The organism is Aliiroseovarius crassostreae, from assembly GCF_001307765.1.
In the GTDB taxonomy this organism is placed as follows: domain Bacteria; phylum Pseudomonadota; class Alphaproteobacteria; order Rhodobacterales; family Rhodobacteraceae; genus Aliiroseovarius; species Aliiroseovarius crassostreae.
This window is the reverse complement of the sequence record NZ_LKBA01000024.1, coordinates 122,687-137,913: the sequence shown is the minus strand read 5'-3', so window position 1 is coordinate 137,913 and position 15,227 is coordinate 122,687. Positions and strand designations below refer to the sequence as shown.

The following is a 15,227-nucleotide window of genomic DNA, read 5'->3' as shown; positions in this document are numbered from 1 at the left end:
TTACCAGATCTGTAATTTATCAATTGAAATCTGGACTGACTTCCTTAGTAATGGCCGTGGCAATATGGCTGGTTTCGGACAGATCTACGGGATTGGCTGCAATTGACTATAAAATGAACTGAAGATCTCGGAGGAGGAATTTTCATATGGAACGCCGTAAGTTTCTGACAGGCGCCGCGCTGGGCGCAGGTGCAACCGCGCTGGCGACGCCGGCACTGGCGCAAAGTGGTAAAACCCTGACCATCGTGTCGACCTGGCCGCGGGACTTCCCGGGCCTGGGTATTTCGGCGCAGCGCCTCGCTGCGCGTATTGCACAGCTGTCGGATGGCGCCCTGAATGTGGAATATTTCGCCTCGGGTGAGCGCGTGGGCGCATTTGATGTGTTTGACGAAGTGGCCTCTGGCAACGCGCAGGCCTATATCGGCGCCGAATATTACTTCACCGGCAAACACCCTGCCTTTGCCTATTTCACCTCGGTGCCGTTTGGCATGACCAACCCGGAATGGAACGCCTGGATCAAGTTCGGCGGCGGCCAGGAGCTTTGGGATGAAGTGTCGGGTGAATTTGGTCTGAAAGCCTTTGCAGCAGGTTCGACCGGCACCCAGGCCGGCGGCTGGTTTAACAGGGAAATCGAAAGCGCTGATGATCTGAAGGGGCTGAAGATGCGTATTCCGGGCCTTGGCGGTCAGGTGATGTCGAAACTGGGCGCTTCAACCGTGTCGCTGCCGGGGTCGCAGATCTATGAAAACCTCGTTTCTGGTGCCATTGATGCAACCGAATGGGTGGGTCCGTTCAATGACTATTTCATGAAGTTCTACGAAGCCGCCAAATTCTATTATACCGCAGGTATGCACGAGCCGGGTGGCGGTCTGGCCTTTTCGATGAACAAGTCTTGGTTCGAAGGTCTGTCCGACTGGGAAAAAGCCGTGATCGAAGCGGCCTGTATGGAAGAAAACGCAGCCGCTTACGAAGAAAACATCGCCAAGAACGGTGAGTATCTGGCCAAGCTGGTGGATGAGCAGGGTGTGCAGATCCGCAACTTCAACGACGAAGTCTGGGACAGCTTTGGTGAAGCTTCTGCGGAAGTGTTCGAAGAAACCCGCGACCATTCGGACCTCGCTGCGCGTGTCGATGACTCGTTCCAGTCCAAGCTGCGTGAGATGGGCACCATGAACGCCAATTTCGAAATCGGCTATGCGAACCAGCGCAACCGCGTGCTGGGCCTCGTCTGATAGGCGATCGGGTTGAAAATACGAGAGCGGGGCTTCGGTCCCGCTCTTTGCAATCGTGCGGCGGCCCTGTGCCTGCGCGCGTTTGAGGGGAGCATATCGTGACGGATTTCACTGACATTCCACGGACCGGAGAACCTGCCATTGCCGCGCGCCTGTTTGCATGGGGCATGCTGGGGTTCCTGTTTGCCTTTCTGGTCAATAACGCGCTTGAGGTCGGCTTTGGGCTGCCCGGGGCCAGACAGGTCCTGACGGGAAATGGTGCCGCCGGGGCCTGGGTGAACATGGCGGTTTATCTGGTGTCGATTGCGCTGGCGGCCGTTTACGTTCTGGGCCGTCGCGCCACGTCCCTCAGGTGGGACGCCATGGCAATCCACCGGTTCAATGTCTATCTGATCCGCGCCTGTTTCTGGTCGGTTCTGTTCATCGGTGTGGCCGACAGTGCGATCGCCTTCATGCGGGTTGAAGGTCTGCTGGAGATTTTCTTTTCGCAAGACACCACCAAGCTCTTTGCCAAATCCCGCTGGGTGGCCCCCTATATCCACATCCCGCTGCTGATCGCGGGGTTTGTCATGGCGGCATTCACCCGCACGCTGGGCTTCACATGGCTTGCGCTGATGATTGTAATGGCTGAGCTGATCATTGTGCTGTCGCGCTTTGTCTTCTCCTATGAGCAGGCGCTGATGGGGGACCTCGTGCGCTATTGGTATGCGGCGCTGTTCCTGTTCGCTTCGGCCTATACGCTGTTTGAAGAGGGGCATGTGCGGGTTGACGTGCTTTATGCCGGTTTCGGCCGCACCACCCGCGGCTTTGTCAACGCGTTCGGCTCGATCGTGCTGGGCATGTCGACGACATGGGTTATCCTCATGGTCGGGCTCAGCGGCAAAACCTCGATCATCAACAGCCCGGTTGTCAATTTCGAGATCTCGCAGGCCGGGGCCGTGGGGATGTTCATCAAATACCAGATGGCGGCCTTTCTGGGCATTTTTGCCATCACCATGCTGATCCAATTCGTCAGCTATTTCCTTGAGGCCGTTGCGGATAAACGCGATGAACCCGGCCACCGGGAAGTCGCTCCGGCGGCACATTAAGAGGATAACAGAATATGGAACTCTATTTCCTCGCCCTTCTTATCCTGATCATGGCTGCGGCTCTTGGCTCGGGTTATCCGGTGGCCTTTGCGTTGCCCGGTGCCGCGATCATCACCATCGGGCTGGCGGCAGGTGCCGGTTACATCTTTGCAGGCTCGACTGACGCCTATTTCCATTCTGGTGGCCCCAGTCAGTGGCTTTCTGCGGGGGTGACAAACCTCAGGGGGGTTTACTGGGAGGTTGAGCGGGACACGCTGATTGCCATTCCGCTGTTCATCTTCATGGGCATCATGCTGCAGCGGTCCAAGATCGCCGAAGACCTTCTGGTCACCATGGCGCAGCTGTTTGGCCCGGTGCCGGGGGGGCTGGGAATTTCGGTTGTTTTCGTGGGGGCGCTTTTGGCGGCCACCACGGGTATCGTCGGCGCCACCGTGGTGGCGATGGGGTTGATTTCCCTGCCTGCGATGCTGCGCAACAACTATTCTTCACCTCTGGCAACCGGGACCATCGCCGCCTCGGGCACGTTGGGGCAGATCATCCCGCCGTCGATTGTGCTGATCATTCTGGCAGACCAGCTGGCCTCGGCCACGGATCAGGCCTCAACCGCGCGCAAACTGCTGCACAAGGATGCCACCGGCGAGCTGTCGATGCCGTCCGTGTTCGACGTCGCGTCCACCTCAGCCGGTGAGATGTTCCTTGGGGCCTTTGTGCCGGGCATGTTGCTGGTTGGGCTTTACATGGCCTATATCCTGATCTTCGCAATTCTGCGTCCGAAACAGGCCCCGGCGGTGCCTTACGAGGGCAAATACGACCTGGGCTTTGTCAAAAACGTGGCCATCACCCTGGTGCCGCCACTGGCGCTGATCTTTCTGGTTCTGGGCTCGATCATTGCCGGGATTGCCACTGTGAACCAGGCTGGGGCGATCGGGGCAGCTGGTGCGATGATCATGGCAAGCTATCGTCTGCCCAAAGGGGGCAAGACGCTATACTACCCTGCGTTTCTGGCAATTGCGGCGATGGTTCTTGTCGGCGTTGCCCTTGCCAATTTCGACATGAATGTGAAGTCGATCGAGGACGGGACCGACCGTCTGGGAATCGCGCTGGGTGTTATGGCCACGGTGCTGTTGCTGGTTGCGCTGGTCTGGTCAGGTTTCCGCATCTTCAAGATCGACAACACGTTGCAGGGGGTGATGCTGGAAACGGCAAAAACCACCTCGCTCGTGTTTATCATCCTTTTGGGGGCCGCAATGCTGACCGCCGCCTTCCGGGCCTTCGGGGGCGAAGATCTGGTGAAGGAGTTCCTGCTGGGTCTGCCGGGTGGGTTCTGGACGCAGTTCATCATCGTGATGCTTGTGATCTTCATTCTGGGGTTCTTCCTCGATTTCATCGAGATTGCCGTGGTGGTGGTGCCGATCGTGGCGCCGATCCTGCTGGCGGATCCCTCGGCAAACATCACGGCTGTTTGGCTGGGTGTGATGATTGGCCTGAACATCCAGACCAGTTTCCTCACGCCGCCCTTCGGGTTTGCGCTTTTCTATCTGCGCGGCGTGGCGCCTGCGGTGGTGAAAACGGTGCAGATGTACAAGGGCGTGATTGCCTTCATCCTGCTGCAGATCTCGGCCCTGGCCATCGTCGGGCTGTATCCGCCGCTGGTGAATTACCTGCCGAACCGGGTGAGTTTTCTTTCCGAAAGCAGCCCGCCGCCGCGCAACCCGAAACTGCAGCTTTGTCTGGAAGATTATGTCGGGCAGCAATTGGCGGAAAGCAGCGCCACGCGGGATGCCATCAAGCTGGCGCGTGGAATGGATCTGTCAGTCCTGCCCAAATCCCTCGCCAAGGATCTGACCGAAGGGTTTGATCAGGCCGATCTGGCGGTGGCGAAGCTGAACGAAGCGTTTGACGCTGCGGCGACGGTTCAGGAGGCCGCCCCCGCCTATCGCCCGATGCATGGAGAGGTGCGTGCTGTTGAGAAACAGATCCGTAATATCGAAGCACATGTGCGGGACCTTGAAACCACGATCAGCCGTATGCGGGACGACAGTGAGGCACAGAAGCGGGCGAAACTGCAATCTCAACTGGACCTGCTGGTTGCCGAGGCTGATGCGCTGCGCGCAACCATCCCTGCGGAATGGGCCGAAAAACAGGCTGAGTTCCTAAAGCTGACACAGGCCGAAAACAAGGCGCGGTCGCTTTATCGTCGCGCTGCGGATGCCTCTTACGAGGGGCCGGAGGAGGTGCTGGCGGTGCTTGACGCCAATGCGGCCTACGCCAAGCTGCACGTGGATCTGCTGGCCCTGCGCCAAAGCATCGAAACCCTGCCTGAGAAGGAAGGGGAAGGGGTTGTGAAAGACTTCGCAAAGCGGGTTGGTGACGTGGAAGGGGCAGGTGATGTGAAAAAGGCGCTTGGCAAAGTCCGCAATGCGCTGAAATCCAAGACCCCGGATCGCGAAAAAGCCCTGGCCGAATACGAAAAGGCGCTGAAAGCCTATGAGGCGCAGCTGACGTGGCGTCAGGATGCCGAGGCCAAATTGCGCCCCGGGATTGAAGCCTATCTCGAGGGGATTCGGGGCACTCTGGGTGTGCGTTTGCAGCCCAGATTTACCCGCGATCAGGCGCTCGCGATGGCGTCTTGCACAGCCTATCACAGGGATATCTCTCTGAATTTCTGAGATCACACGAGAAATTAATGAAAAGACCGGGCGCTCTCCCGGTCTTTTTTATTGCGCAGCGGGTGTTTGTCGCGAACAATCACCGCTGTGTCGTATAAATGACATCGCTAGTCGGTTACGACCCTTGTCATTCGCTAACTTCTGAGCAAAGTTTTGATCAGACAGCAAGAAAAACATGTAGGTCGAACTGACCTCGATCTAGGGAGAAATAAATGTCCAACGAACTCGAATACCTGTCCAAACGCGTGGCTCAACGAAAGATGTCGCGCCGTGATTTTATGGGGCGTGCTTCTGCGCTTGGCGTTTCTGCTGCCGCAGCCGGGTCGATGCTGTCTACCGCTGCGCTTGCCGAGGGGCCAAAGAAAGGCGGCACCATGAAGGTCGGTAGTTTGGGGGGTGAAAGCACCAACACGCTTGATCCGGCCGTCGCGGCCACTCAGGTTCCCGGTATGAACCTGCGCCTTTATGGTGACCAGATCGTGGATGTCTCAGCCACGGGTGAGATCGAGCTGCGCCTGGCCGAAAGCATTGAAAGCTCAACGGATGCGCGCGAGTGGCGTTTCACGGCCCGTGAGGGTGTGGAATTCCATAATGGTAAGACCATGACCGCCGAAGACCTCAAGCGCACTGTTGAGCGCCACGCCAATGAAGAATCCAAATCCGGTGCGCTGGGCGTGCTGCAAGGCATCGAAAGCCTGAGCGTTGATGGCAACGACTTTGTCGTAAAAATGGAAAACCCGACCGCTGACCTGCCCTATCTGATGGCGGATTGGCACCTGGTTGTGCAGCCGGACGGTGGGTTCGACAATCCGACCGCAGGTGTCGGCACCGGCCCTTACATGGTCGAGGTGGATGAACCGGGCGTGCGCCACGCCTTCAAGAAAAACCCGAACTACTGGGATGACACCCGCGGCCATGTGGATGAAGTTGAGGTGCTGGTCGTCAACGACAACACCGCCCGTATGTCCGCCCTGCAATCGGGGCAGGTGCACATGGTCAACGGGGTGGATCCGAAAGTGGCCAGCCTGCTGAACCGTGCGCCGAACCTAGAAGTGCGCAATGTTGCCGGTCGCGCCCACTATGTGTTCATCATGCATTCGAACACCGCACCGTTTGACAACAAAGACCTGCGTATGGCGTTGAAATACGCGATCAACCGCGAGGAAATGGTTGAAAAGATCCTGCGCGGCTTTGGGTCTGTTGGAAATGATATGCCTATCAACGCATCTTACCCGCTGTTTGACGATACGATTGAGCAACGCAAATACGACCCGGAAATGGCCGCCGAGCTTTACAAAAAGTCCGGCCATGATGGTTCGCCGATCATCCTGCGTGTGTCGGATGCCGCCTTTGCAGGCGCGGTCGATGCCGCCCAGCTGTTCCAGCAATCTGCCGCTGCCGCCGGTATCCCGCTGGAAATCAAGCGTGAACCGTCGGATGGTTACTGGTCGGAAGTCTGGAACAACAAACCGTTCTGTGCGTCTTACTGGTCGGGTCGCCCGGTGCAGGATCAGATGTACACCACCGCTTACCACTCGCAGGCGGACTGGAACGACACCCGCTTCAACAACGCAGAGTTCGATGATCTGCTGATCAAGGCGCGGGGCGAGTTGGATCCGGTCAAGCGCAAGGCGATGTATTCGCGTATGGGCCAGCTGGTGCGTGACGAAAGCGGCCTGATTGCTCCGATGTTCAACGATTTCGTGGACGGCGTGTCAAAGCAGGTTATGGGGTATGAGGATGACCCAAACAATTTCCTGATGAATATGTATGCGCCCGTCAAATGCTGGCTGGATGCATAAGGACCCCACATGCATCCCATCTTAAAACTGGTGGCTCAGCGCTTGGCGCTGAGCACCCTGCTTCTTCTTGCGGCGTCGGTGCTGATTTTTGTCGGCACCACGATCCTGCCAGGCGACGTGGCCCAGAGCATTCTGGGGCAGGCCGCCACGCCGGAAAGCCTTGCCAACCTGCGCAAGGAACTCGGCATGGATGTTCCCGCAACTCAACGATATTTCAACTGGCTGTTCGGCGTGATGCAGGGGGACCTTGGGACCGCGCTGACCAACGGGCGTGACATTGCCGACAGTCTGGGCGGACGCCTGAAGAACACCCTGTTCCTTGCGTTCTGGGCCGCTGTCGTGGCCGTGCCGCTGGCCATTTTCCTTGGCCTTCTGGCGGTGCGCTATCGTGAACGCTGGCCGGACAAGCTGATCTCGGCGGTAACGCTCGCCTCGATTTCGGTGCCCGAGTTTCTGATCGGTTACGTGCTGATGTTCTATGTCGGGGTAAAGCTGGGCTGGGCTCCGACCGTCTCGACGATCTATGACAGCATGTCGCTGGGCGAAAAGCTTTCGGCCATTGCGTTGCCGGTGACCGTTCTGACCATGGTGGTTCTGGCACATATGATGCGTATGACCCGCGCCGCGATCCTGAACGTGATGCAGTCTGCCTATATCGAAACGGCGGAACTGAAGGGTTTGACCAGCTTTCAGGTGATTGCGCGCCATGCGTTTCCGAACGCGATTGCGCCGGTTGTGAACGTGGTGATGCTGAACCTGGCCTATCTGGTTGTTGGTGTTGTCGTGGTCGAGGTGGTTTTTGTCTATCCGGGCATGGGCCAATACCTCGTGGACCATGTGGCCAAACGTGACGTGCCGGTTGTGCAGGCCTGTGGCCTGATCTTCGCCGCCGTCTATATCGGGCTCAACATGGTGGCTGACATCGTGTCCATTCTGGCAAATCCAAGGCTGAGGCATCCGAAATGATGAGAATACCTCCTGCGGCCTTGATTGGCCTGTTTTTCACCGGGCTCTATTTCTTCATGGCGATCTTCGCCCATTGGATTGCGCCCTATTCCATGACCGAGATTGTGGGGGATGTCTGGGAACCTGCCTCGGCTGAACATTTGCTTGGCACTGACAACATCGGTCGCGATCTGCTGACGCGGATGATCTATGGTGGGCAGACGACGATTTTCATCGCAACCGCCGCCACCATCCTCAGCTTTGTCACCGGGTCGATTCTGGGCTTTAGCGCGGCTGTGATCGGAGGCTGGATTGACCAGGTTCTGTCGCGTTTCGTTGACCTGATCATGTCGATCCCGACGCTGATCTTTGCCCTTGTGGTGCTGTCCGTGATGCCGGTGACCCTGCCGATCCTGATTGTCGTGATGGGTCTGCTGGATTCCACCCGTGTCTATCGCCTGGCGCGTGCCGTTGCGGTGGATATCAATGTGATGGATTTCGTCGAAGCGGCCAAGCTGCGCGGCGAGGGTAATCGCTGGATCATCTTCCGTGAAATCCTGCCCAACGCGTTGTCTCCGCTCGTGGCCGAAATGGGGCTGCGCTTCATCTTCGCCGTTCTGTTTGTCTCGACCCTGTCGTTCCTTGGCCTTGGCGTGCAACCGCCAAATGCGGACTGGGGCGGCATCGTGAAAGAAAACAAAGACGGGATTGTCTATGGCATCCCGGCAGCCCTTGTGCCTGCCGTCGCCATCGCCACGCTTGCGATTTCCGTGAACCTTGTGGCCGACTGGGTGCTCAACCGCACCACCAGCCTGAAAGGGGGCCGCGGATGAGCGAGACACTTCTGAAAGTCAAAGACCTGAAGATCGGGGCACGGATTTATCCGCCGGGTGAAAAGCCCCAGGATATCGAGATCGTGCATGGCGTGTCATTTGAGCTGGAGAAGGGCAAGGTGCTTGGCCTGATCGGGGAAAGTGGCGCTGGCAAATCCACCATTGGCCTCGCCTCGATGGCGTATGGCCGTGGTGGGGTTGAGATCACCGGCGGCGAGGTTTGGGTCAATGGGCGGGAAATCCTGCACACCAATCTTCGCGATCTGCGCAAGCTGCGTGGGCTTGAAGTGACCTATGTGTCGCAATCTGCGGCGGCGAGCTTCAATCCGGCCAAGAAGATCATGGAGCAGGTGGTTGAAGCGTCCCTTCACGCGGGCAAGTTCTCGAAAAAGGACGCCGAAGCCCGCGCGGTGGAGCTGTTCAGCAAGCTTGGTCTGCCGGATCCCGAAAATATCGGGGACCGCTATCCGCACCAGGTGTCGGGTGGTCAGCTGCAACGCTGCATGACCGCGTTGGCCCTGTGCCCGGAACCGGATCTGGTGGTGTTCGACGAACCCACCACGGCGCTGGATGTGACCACGCAGATCGACGTGCTGATGGCGATCAAGGACGCGATCCGGGACACCGGCGTTGCCGCGCTCTACATCACCCACGATCTGGCTGTTGTGGCGCAGGTGGCAGATGAAATCATGGTGCTCAAGATGGGTGACATGGTGGAACATGGCACCACCGATCAGATCATCAACAACCCGCAGGAAGAGTATACCCGTGACCTCGTGTCGGTGCGCTCGACCCAGCATGAGGGCAAACCGCCCACGGATAATCCTGTGTTGCGGGTTGAGAATGTGACCGCGCGCTACAAGGGCACCAGTTTCGACGTGCTGCACAATGTGGTGATGGATCTGCATCCCGGCCAGACCCTTGCGGTTGTGGGCGAAAGTGGCTCGGGCAAATCCACCACCGCCCGGGTGATCACCGGCCTTCTGCCGCCGCGTGATGGCAGGATCATCTTTGATGGTCGCGAACTGTCATCGGATCTGGAAGGGCGCTCGCGCGAGGACCTGCGCGAGTTGCAGATGATCTATCAGATGGCGGATGTGGCGATGAACCCGCGTCAGACCGTCGGCACCATCATCGGTCGTCCGCTGGAGTTCTATTTCGGCATGAAGGGCAAGGAAAAGCGCAAGCGGATCATTGAGCTTCTGGACGAGATCGAACTGGGCGAAGCCTTTATGGATCGCTACCCGGCGGAACTGTCGGGCGGGCAGAAGCAGCGTGTCTGCATTGCCCGCGCGCTGGCCGCCAAACCCAAGGTGATCATCTGTGACGAGGTGACCTCGGCGCTGGATCCGCTGGTTGCGGACGGCATCCTCAAGCTTCTGGAAAACCTTCAGAAAATTGAGGATGTGGCCTATCTGTTCATCACCCATGACCTGGCGACCGTCAAGGCGATCGCCGACAGTATTGCGGTGATGTATCAGGGCAAGGTGGTGCGCTATGGCACCAAGGCCGAGGTGCTCAGCCCGCCGTTTGACGACTACACCGACCTGCTGCTCAGCTCGGTGCCGGAAATGCGTCTGGGCTGGCTGGAAGAGGTGATTTCCCATCGCAAGATGGAAAGCGCCGGGAACTGATCTGTGGGTCAGTTGATCGGGTGAAAATCGACCGGGGGCGTCCGACCGCTGCCCCCGGTTTTCTTTTGGAATGGTCAAAACCGACCGGCTTTTGGCGTGTCTGTTACATAAATCAGCGACACCACCGCCCAATCTGACCGGAACGAAATGCGCAATGGGAAAGGCGTTGATATGGATAGAAAACTTCTGCTGCTCATCATCGACGGGGTTCCGCTTCGCAATTGGCTCAAGCTGTTTGGCAATATGGAAGGCTGGGCGCAGTCAGGCGAGGCGAAGCGCTTTACAATGCGCGCGGTGCTGCCTTCGACCTCGGCCAGTTGCTATGCGTCGATCCATACCGGTGTGACCCCGCAGGAACATGGCTGCACCGGCAACAACAATGTGTTTCGCCTGTCCCACGATGATATCTTTTCTCAGGTGCGCAAGGCGGGGGGCGTGACCGGGGCGGTGACCCATTCTTTCTGGTCCGAGTTCTTCAACCGTGCGCCCTTCGACGTGGTGCGCGACATTGAGTATGATGAGCCGGAAAGCGACACGATCAACCATGGCCGGTTCCACACCATGACCGGCTATAACCTGATCAACCAGACCACGCCCGCCGACACCGACCTGTTTGCCACGCTGACCATGCTGTGTGAGCGTAAGGGCATTGACTACGGCATCCTGCACACCTGCACCCTTGACAGTATGGGGCATCGTTTTGGCCATGAATGTCATGAGATGGATCATGGCTGTTTTGCCCTCGATGAGCAGATGGCGCCGTTCATCCGGCGTTGGCGTGATCTGGGCTATGACATCATTGTCACCGCTGATCACGGCCAGTCGGATCGCGGGCATCATGGCGGTCATGAGGATGTTCAGCAGGACGTGGCGCTTTATTATTTCGGGGATGCCGAGGTGGCGGATGACAGCGAAATCCTGTGCCAGACCCAGCTTGCCCCCACCGTGTTGTCGTTGATGGGGGCCCCGATTGCCGAGACGATGAAAGGCAAGGTGTTTCTGAAATGAGTTGGGTGTTTGCCCCGTCGCCGCGCCCTGCGCTGCCTGTTGTCGGGACCGAGGATCAATTCCCTGTGCGGCGTATCTTTTGTGTGGGCCGCAACTACGCCGCCCATGCGCGCGAGATGGGCCATGACCCCAAGCGTGAACCGCCGTTTTTCTTTTCGAAACCCGCGGATGCTCTGGTGGGCGACGGGGTGGACATCCCCTATCCGCCCGCCACGAAGACCCTGCATTTCGAGGCCGAGCTGGTGGTGGCGATTGGGCAGGGCGGGGCAAATATCCCGTCCGGCACCGCGCTGGAGCATGTGTTCGGCTACGCCATCGGTAACGACCTGACCCGCCGCGATTTGCAGGCGGTGGCGAAGGAAATGGGGCGCCCATGGGACATGGCGAAAGGGTTTGACCTCTCTGCGCCGATCGGCCCGGTCCATCCGGTAAAGGGCGGACAGCATCCCCTATTGGGGCGCATCGCCCTGAGCGTGAATGGCGAAACCCGGCAGGAGGCAGACCTCTCGGACATGATCTGGTCGGTGTCTGACGTGATTTCGTTTTTGTCGGAGATGGTGAGATTGCAGCCGGGGGATCTGATCATGACCGGCACGCCGGCAGGGGTCGGGCAGCTTGTGCCGGGGGATGTCTGCCGGGTCGAGATTGACGGGCTAGGGCAGTTGACCACCCGTATTTCTGCACCTGCCTGACGGCCACCCCGCCCGTGCATCGCACTTCCTTTGAATGGTGAAACCTCGAATTAACCAATACCCCGTCATGGTGACGGTGTATTGAAATGAAAGAGGTATTCATGCGGTCCTTTGCGATCATTGCGGTCCTCATGTCCGGGCTATTTCTGCCGACCGCTGCCGGTGCAGAAGGGGGCTTTGTGGTGGATATGGAGAGAAAGGACATTCAACGTCTGGATGGCAGCCGTTTTCTTTCCGATATTTTGGTGGGCGAAACGGCTGAGGTATCATACCTGCCCATGTGTCTACAGGATCGGGCTATGATTTTATACGAACGTGTTACGCTGAGTGACAAGCCAAGTCATGCAATTCGGATTTTTGTTACCCGCGAAACCGAAACGGATGTGAAAATCGAAATGACAGCTACAGATCAGACTTCGCCGTGTGATATCCGGCGACACGTCACAAGGTTTTCATCGCTAACCTGCAAAGAAAAAGGAGAGGAGGCTGCTTACTGGGGGGCACCACAATTTCGTGTCCTCAGCATCAATGGGGCGACCAGCTTTACCGTGCTACTGAAAACCCCACCCTTTGCCGGGGCCATGTTGGGGCAATAGATGCGTTACAACTTGCTGAGGTTCTTCAGCAGGCTGTCTTTGGATCCGAGGATGTGCTGGCGGGTCAGCTCTGCGGCGGTGTCCGCGTCGCCCCGTTCGCAGGCGGCCAGAATGCGGATATGCTCATCATTGGCGCGGATCATGCCGTCGCTCAGAACCAGTTGCGCGCGCAGATATCGGTCAATCCGGTCCAGCGCGCTCTCGATGGCCTCCAGATGAAAGCTCAGGCCGGATGCATTATAGAGTGTTGCGTGGAACTGCCGGTTCAGGTTGCCCCATTCCATCGGATCTTCCGATTTGGCAAATGCCTCAAGATAGGCGCGGGCCTTGGTCAGAATGGCCGGGGTCATGTTGGGCACGGCTGCGCGGATCACATGGGGTTCAAGCAGGGACCGGTAATCGAAGATCTCGTCCGCTTCCTCCGCTGAGAGGCCAGAGACCACCGCCCCCTTATAACGCTGCGACTTGACCAGCCCGTGTTCTTCCAGCCGTGAGATCGCTTCGCGCACCGGTATGCGGGACGTGTTGAACATGCGGGCAATCTCATCCTGGCGCAGCGGCGCCCCTTCCTCCAGATCCCCTTCGATGATCGCCTTCTTCAACGCGTTGAAGATGATCGAGGCGGCAGAGGCCGTTTTGGAGATATCAACTGGATCGACTGACTTGAGCTGCATGTTCCCTCACGTTTTCAGAGAGGCTAGCAGGTTGCTTCGCTCAGATGAAGAGAGTTGGAGGGTGAAAATTGCATGTTGGATCCAATTTTCCCGCAGGTCGTTCGAAAACCCGTATCAGCGAAAAACGGTAGGGAATGGCCGGCAATCGGCAGAGCTTCGCCAAGACCTATCCGAAAGGCTGGGGGTGCCTCAAGCATGCCCTATTTTTATGACAAAACAGTTCCAAAGATGCGAATCGGAGGAAAGACGTATGCGCCCCCTGAAAGGTATTGTCGGAGTAATGGTTCTGTCCGCAGTTGGACTGATGGCACCCGAACTGGTGTCAGACACATTGGATGGATCCACCGCACAAATCGGAGCGGCCCATGCCAAGAACGGTAATGGCGGTGGCAATGGTGGCGGCGGTGGTGGTGACCGCGGCGACCGTGGTGACCGCGGTGGCAAGGATCGTGATGGCAAAGATCGCGGTGGTAAAGGTGGCGGTCGCAAGGACTGGAGCGCAAAAGGTTCCAAATCCGGCGGCGCAAAATCTTCTGGCGCGCCCGCACCCAAGGCGGCGACAAAAGCCCCCCGTAAAACGGCCCCAAAATCTTCTGTCCGACCCGCCGTTAAGCCCAAGAACATTCGCGCGCAGCTGGGGGGGCTCAATTCGCTCAACCGCAACATCAATGGGCTTATGAACAGCTCTGATCCCAAGATGGCAGGGTTCCGCGACTATCTTGAGGCCAAGGCCGCCTATATGGAGCAGCAAGCCGAGATCGAAGAGATGGAAGCCGAGCTGGAGCGGATGAAGGATATCGAAGAGCCGGTGGCACCTGATGCCGGTGCCTATGAAGATGAAGCGGCTTACAATGACGCGATGGCAGCCTATGAAGAGGCCCGGCAAGGTTGGGAAGACGCGCAGGCGGCAATTGAAACTACAGAGGCAGAACTGGAAGCCGCCAAGGCTGCTCAGGAAGAGCAGGCAGCCGAGCTTGATGCCTCCCTTGATCAGGCCATCGTGGATGGTCTGAATGCAACCGGCAACAAAACCGTGACGGATGCCGATGTGACCGACGAGATGCGGGACTGGGTCGATGGCCAGATGGAGCGGCTCGAAGGGGAATATCAGGAGTTGCAGGAGAAAGCCGCCGAAGAGGTCGCCGATGGCGATACGGAAGACGGTGAGGGTGACGCGGAAGAGGGTGACGGCTCCTCGGACGACGAAACCGCCTGATCCGATACTCAGGACATATCAAAGCCCCGGTCGAACTGGCCGGGGCTTTTTGTTTGGCTCAGGTCAGCCTTCAATGGGCAAACGGATCAGGCACATTCCTGAAAGAAGTTTCGCAGACCTGCCACATTGCCCAGATGCACTTTCCGATCCTGGCTGGCCACCCCGAAGGGTTTTAGCTGGCGAAATGCGCGCGACAGGCTTTCCGGTTTCATGCCGAGCTTGCTGGCCAGAACCTTTTTGCCAAAGGGCAGGGTCAGCTCTTCTCCGCCATCATTCGCGCCGATCAGGTCCAGCAGGAAACCGGACAGGCGTTGTGCCCCGGTCTGGCCTTTCAGCTGCTCGATATGGTGGATCATGCCATGGGCGTGATCATGTGCGGCCCGCAGCACAGCAAGATGCAGTTCCGCAAAGGCATTCTTGCAGGTGCAGATTGCGCTGGGGTCGAGATGCAGCACCGAGCAGTCGGTGATTGCTTCCGAGGATTGAAAGGCGGCGCTTGAGGACAGGGCGGGCACCTCATCAAAACTTTCACCATGTTTCAGCATCGCCAAGGTTGCCTCTTCTCCGCTTTGGATAAGGCGGTAAAGCTTGACCCAGCCAGAGATCACAATTTTCAACGTGGGGTTCAGATCGCCTTGCAGGGCGATAAGCTCTCCGCGCTTATGGCTGCGGATGGTGGATTTCTTGATCAGGCAGGCGCGTACATGGGGGGACAACTGGGAAAAGAACGGAAGTGACGCCAGGGTGTTGGTGGGCTTTTCGCGCATGGGGTATTCCTTGAGGTTAGAGGAATATCTTAACGTGTGAAGTGTATCGGTGAATTGACGCAGATCAAAAT

Annotated in this window: 13 protein-coding genes; 11 read left to right on the top strand and 2 right to left on the bottom strand. The window is 58.0% G+C overall.

Annotation, left to right across the window (positions count from 1 at the left end; genetic code table 11):
• Positions 1–146: 146 nt before the first annotated feature.
• From AKJ29_RS17495 to AKJ29_RS17450, 10 genes are all read left to right on the top strand, one after another.
• The gene (locus AKJ29_RS17495; protein ID WP_055192814.1) at positions 147–1,232 is read left to right on the top strand and encodes a TRAP transporter substrate-binding protein; all 1,086 of its coding nucleotides are present in this window, start codon (positions 147–149) and stop codon (positions 1,230–1,232) included.
• A gap of 98 nt (positions 1,233–1,330) precedes the next feature.
• Positions 1,331–2,320, top strand: coding sequence for a TRAP transporter small permease subunit (locus AKJ29_RS17490; RefSeq protein WP_235477725.1), 990 nt, complete (start codon positions 1,331–1,333; stop codon positions 2,318–2,320).
• Positions 2,321–2,334: 14 nt separating this feature from the next.
• A complete protein-coding gene (locus AKJ29_RS17485; protein ID WP_055192812.1) occupies positions 2,335–4,989 on the top strand; it encodes a TRAP transporter large permease subunit in 2,655 nt (884 codons plus the stop codon).
• Between the two features lie 212 nt (positions 4,990–5,201).
• Positions 5,202–6,791, top strand: a complete 1,590-nt coding sequence (locus tag AKJ29_RS17480) for an ABC transporter substrate-binding protein (protein WP_055192811.1) — start codon at positions 5,202–5,204, stop codon at positions 6,789–6,791.
• A 9-nt stretch (positions 6,792–6,800) separates the two neighbouring features.
• Complete coding sequence (locus AKJ29_RS17475; RefSeq protein ID WP_055192810.1) at positions 6,801–7,757, top strand: ABC transporter permease; 957 nt, start codon at positions 6,801–6,803, stop codon at positions 7,755–7,757.
• On the top strand, positions 7,754–8,569 hold the full coding sequence (locus tag AKJ29_RS17470; protein ID WP_055192809.1) for an ABC transporter permease: 816 nt from the start codon (positions 7,754–7,756) through the stop codon (positions 8,567–8,569). Before AKJ29_RS17475 ends, AKJ29_RS17470 begins: the two co-directional genes overlap by 4 nt.
• A complete protein-coding gene (locus AKJ29_RS17465; protein ID WP_055192808.1) occupies positions 8,566–10,203 on the top strand; it encodes an ABC transporter ATP-binding protein in 1,638 nt (545 codons plus the stop codon). The genes AKJ29_RS17470 and AKJ29_RS17465 overlap by 4 nt, the downstream gene beginning before the upstream one ends.
• A gap of 171 nt (positions 10,204–10,374) precedes the next feature.
• Positions 10,375–11,211, top strand: coding sequence for an alkaline phosphatase family protein (locus AKJ29_RS17460; RefSeq protein WP_055192807.1), 837 nt, complete (start codon positions 10,375–10,377; stop codon positions 11,209–11,211).
• Positions 11,208–11,903, top strand: a complete 696-nt coding sequence (locus tag AKJ29_RS17455; protein ID WP_055192806.1) for a fumarylacetoacetate hydrolase family protein — start codon at positions 11,208–11,210, stop codon at positions 11,901–11,903. Before AKJ29_RS17460 ends, AKJ29_RS17455 begins: the two co-directional genes overlap by 4 nt.
• Positions 11,904–11,989: 86 nt before the next feature.
• Positions 11,990–12,499, top strand: coding sequence for a hypothetical protein (locus AKJ29_RS17450; RefSeq protein WP_139231340.1), 510 nt, complete (start codon positions 11,990–11,992; stop codon positions 12,497–12,499).
• A gap of 5 nt (positions 12,500–12,504) precedes the next feature.
• On the opposite strand, the gene AKJ29_RS17445 is transcribed toward AKJ29_RS17450, so the two are convergent.
• The gene (locus tag AKJ29_RS17445) at positions 12,505–13,173 is read right to left on the bottom strand and encodes a GntR family transcriptional regulator (protein ID WP_055192804.1); all 669 of its coding nucleotides are present in this window, start codon (positions 13,171–13,173) and stop codon (positions 12,505–12,507) included.
• A gap of 250 nt (positions 13,174–13,423) precedes the next feature.
• On the opposite strand from AKJ29_RS17445, the gene AKJ29_RS17440 reads away from it, so the two are divergent.
• The gene (locus AKJ29_RS17440) at positions 13,424–14,389 is read left to right on the top strand and encodes a hypothetical protein (RefSeq protein WP_139231339.1); all 966 of its coding nucleotides are present in this window, start codon (positions 13,424–13,426) and stop codon (positions 14,387–14,389) included.
• An 86-nt stretch (positions 14,390–14,475) separates the two neighbouring features.
• Here AKJ29_RS17440 and AKJ29_RS17435 read toward each other — a convergent pair whose 3' ends face one another.
• A complete protein-coding gene (locus AKJ29_RS17435) occupies positions 14,476–15,156 on the bottom strand; it encodes a Crp/Fnr family transcriptional regulator (protein WP_055192802.1) in 681 nt (226 codons plus the stop codon).
• Positions 15,157–15,227: the final 71 nt, after the last annotated feature.

Excerpts from the sequence above, each read along its gene's own strand:
- AKJ29_RS17495 (WP_055192814.1), top strand. The coding sequence starts at position 147 with ATGGAACGCCGTAAGTTTCTGACAGGCGCCGCGCTGGGCGCAGGTGCA.
- AKJ29_RS17460 (WP_055192807.1), top strand. The coding sequence starts at position 10,375 with ATGGATAGAAAACTTCTGCTGCTCATCATCGACGGGGTTCCGCTTCGC.
- AKJ29_RS17450 (WP_139231340.1), top strand. The coding sequence starts at position 11,990 with ATGAAAGAGGTATTCATGCGGTCCTTTGCGATCATTGCGGTCCTCATG.
- AKJ29_RS17475 (WP_055192810.1), top strand. The coding sequence starts at position 6,801 with ATGCATCCCATCTTAAAACTGGTGGCTCAGCGCTTGGCGCTGAGCACC.
- AKJ29_RS17465 (WP_055192808.1), top strand. The coding sequence starts at position 8,566 with ATGAGCGAGACACTTCTGAAAGTCAAAGACCTGAAGATCGGGGCACGG.
- AKJ29_RS17455 (WP_055192806.1), top strand. The coding sequence starts at position 11,208 with ATGAGTTGGGTGTTTGCCCCGTCGCCGCGCCCTGCGCTGCCTGTTGTC.
- AKJ29_RS17435 (WP_055192802.1), bottom strand. The coding sequence starts at position 15,156 with ATGCGCGAAAAGCCCACCAACACCCTGGCGTCACTTCCGTTCTTTTCC.
- AKJ29_RS17470 (WP_055192809.1), top strand. The coding sequence starts at position 7,754 with ATGATGAGAATACCTCCTGCGGCCTTGATTGGCCTGTTTTTCACCGGG.
- AKJ29_RS17485 (WP_055192812.1), top strand. The coding sequence starts at position 2,335 with ATGGAACTCTATTTCCTCGCCCTTCTTATCCTGATCATGGCTGCGGCT.
- AKJ29_RS17440 (WP_139231339.1), top strand. The coding sequence starts at position 13,424 with ATGCGCCCCCTGAAAGGTATTGTCGGAGTAATGGTTCTGTCCGCAGTT.
- AKJ29_RS17445 (WP_055192804.1), bottom strand. The coding sequence starts at position 13,173 with ATGCAGCTCAAGTCAGTCGATCCAGTTGATATCTCCAAAACGGCCTCT.
- AKJ29_RS17480 (WP_055192811.1), top strand. The coding sequence starts at position 5,202 with ATGTCCAACGAACTCGAATACCTGTCCAAACGCGTGGCTCAACGAAAG.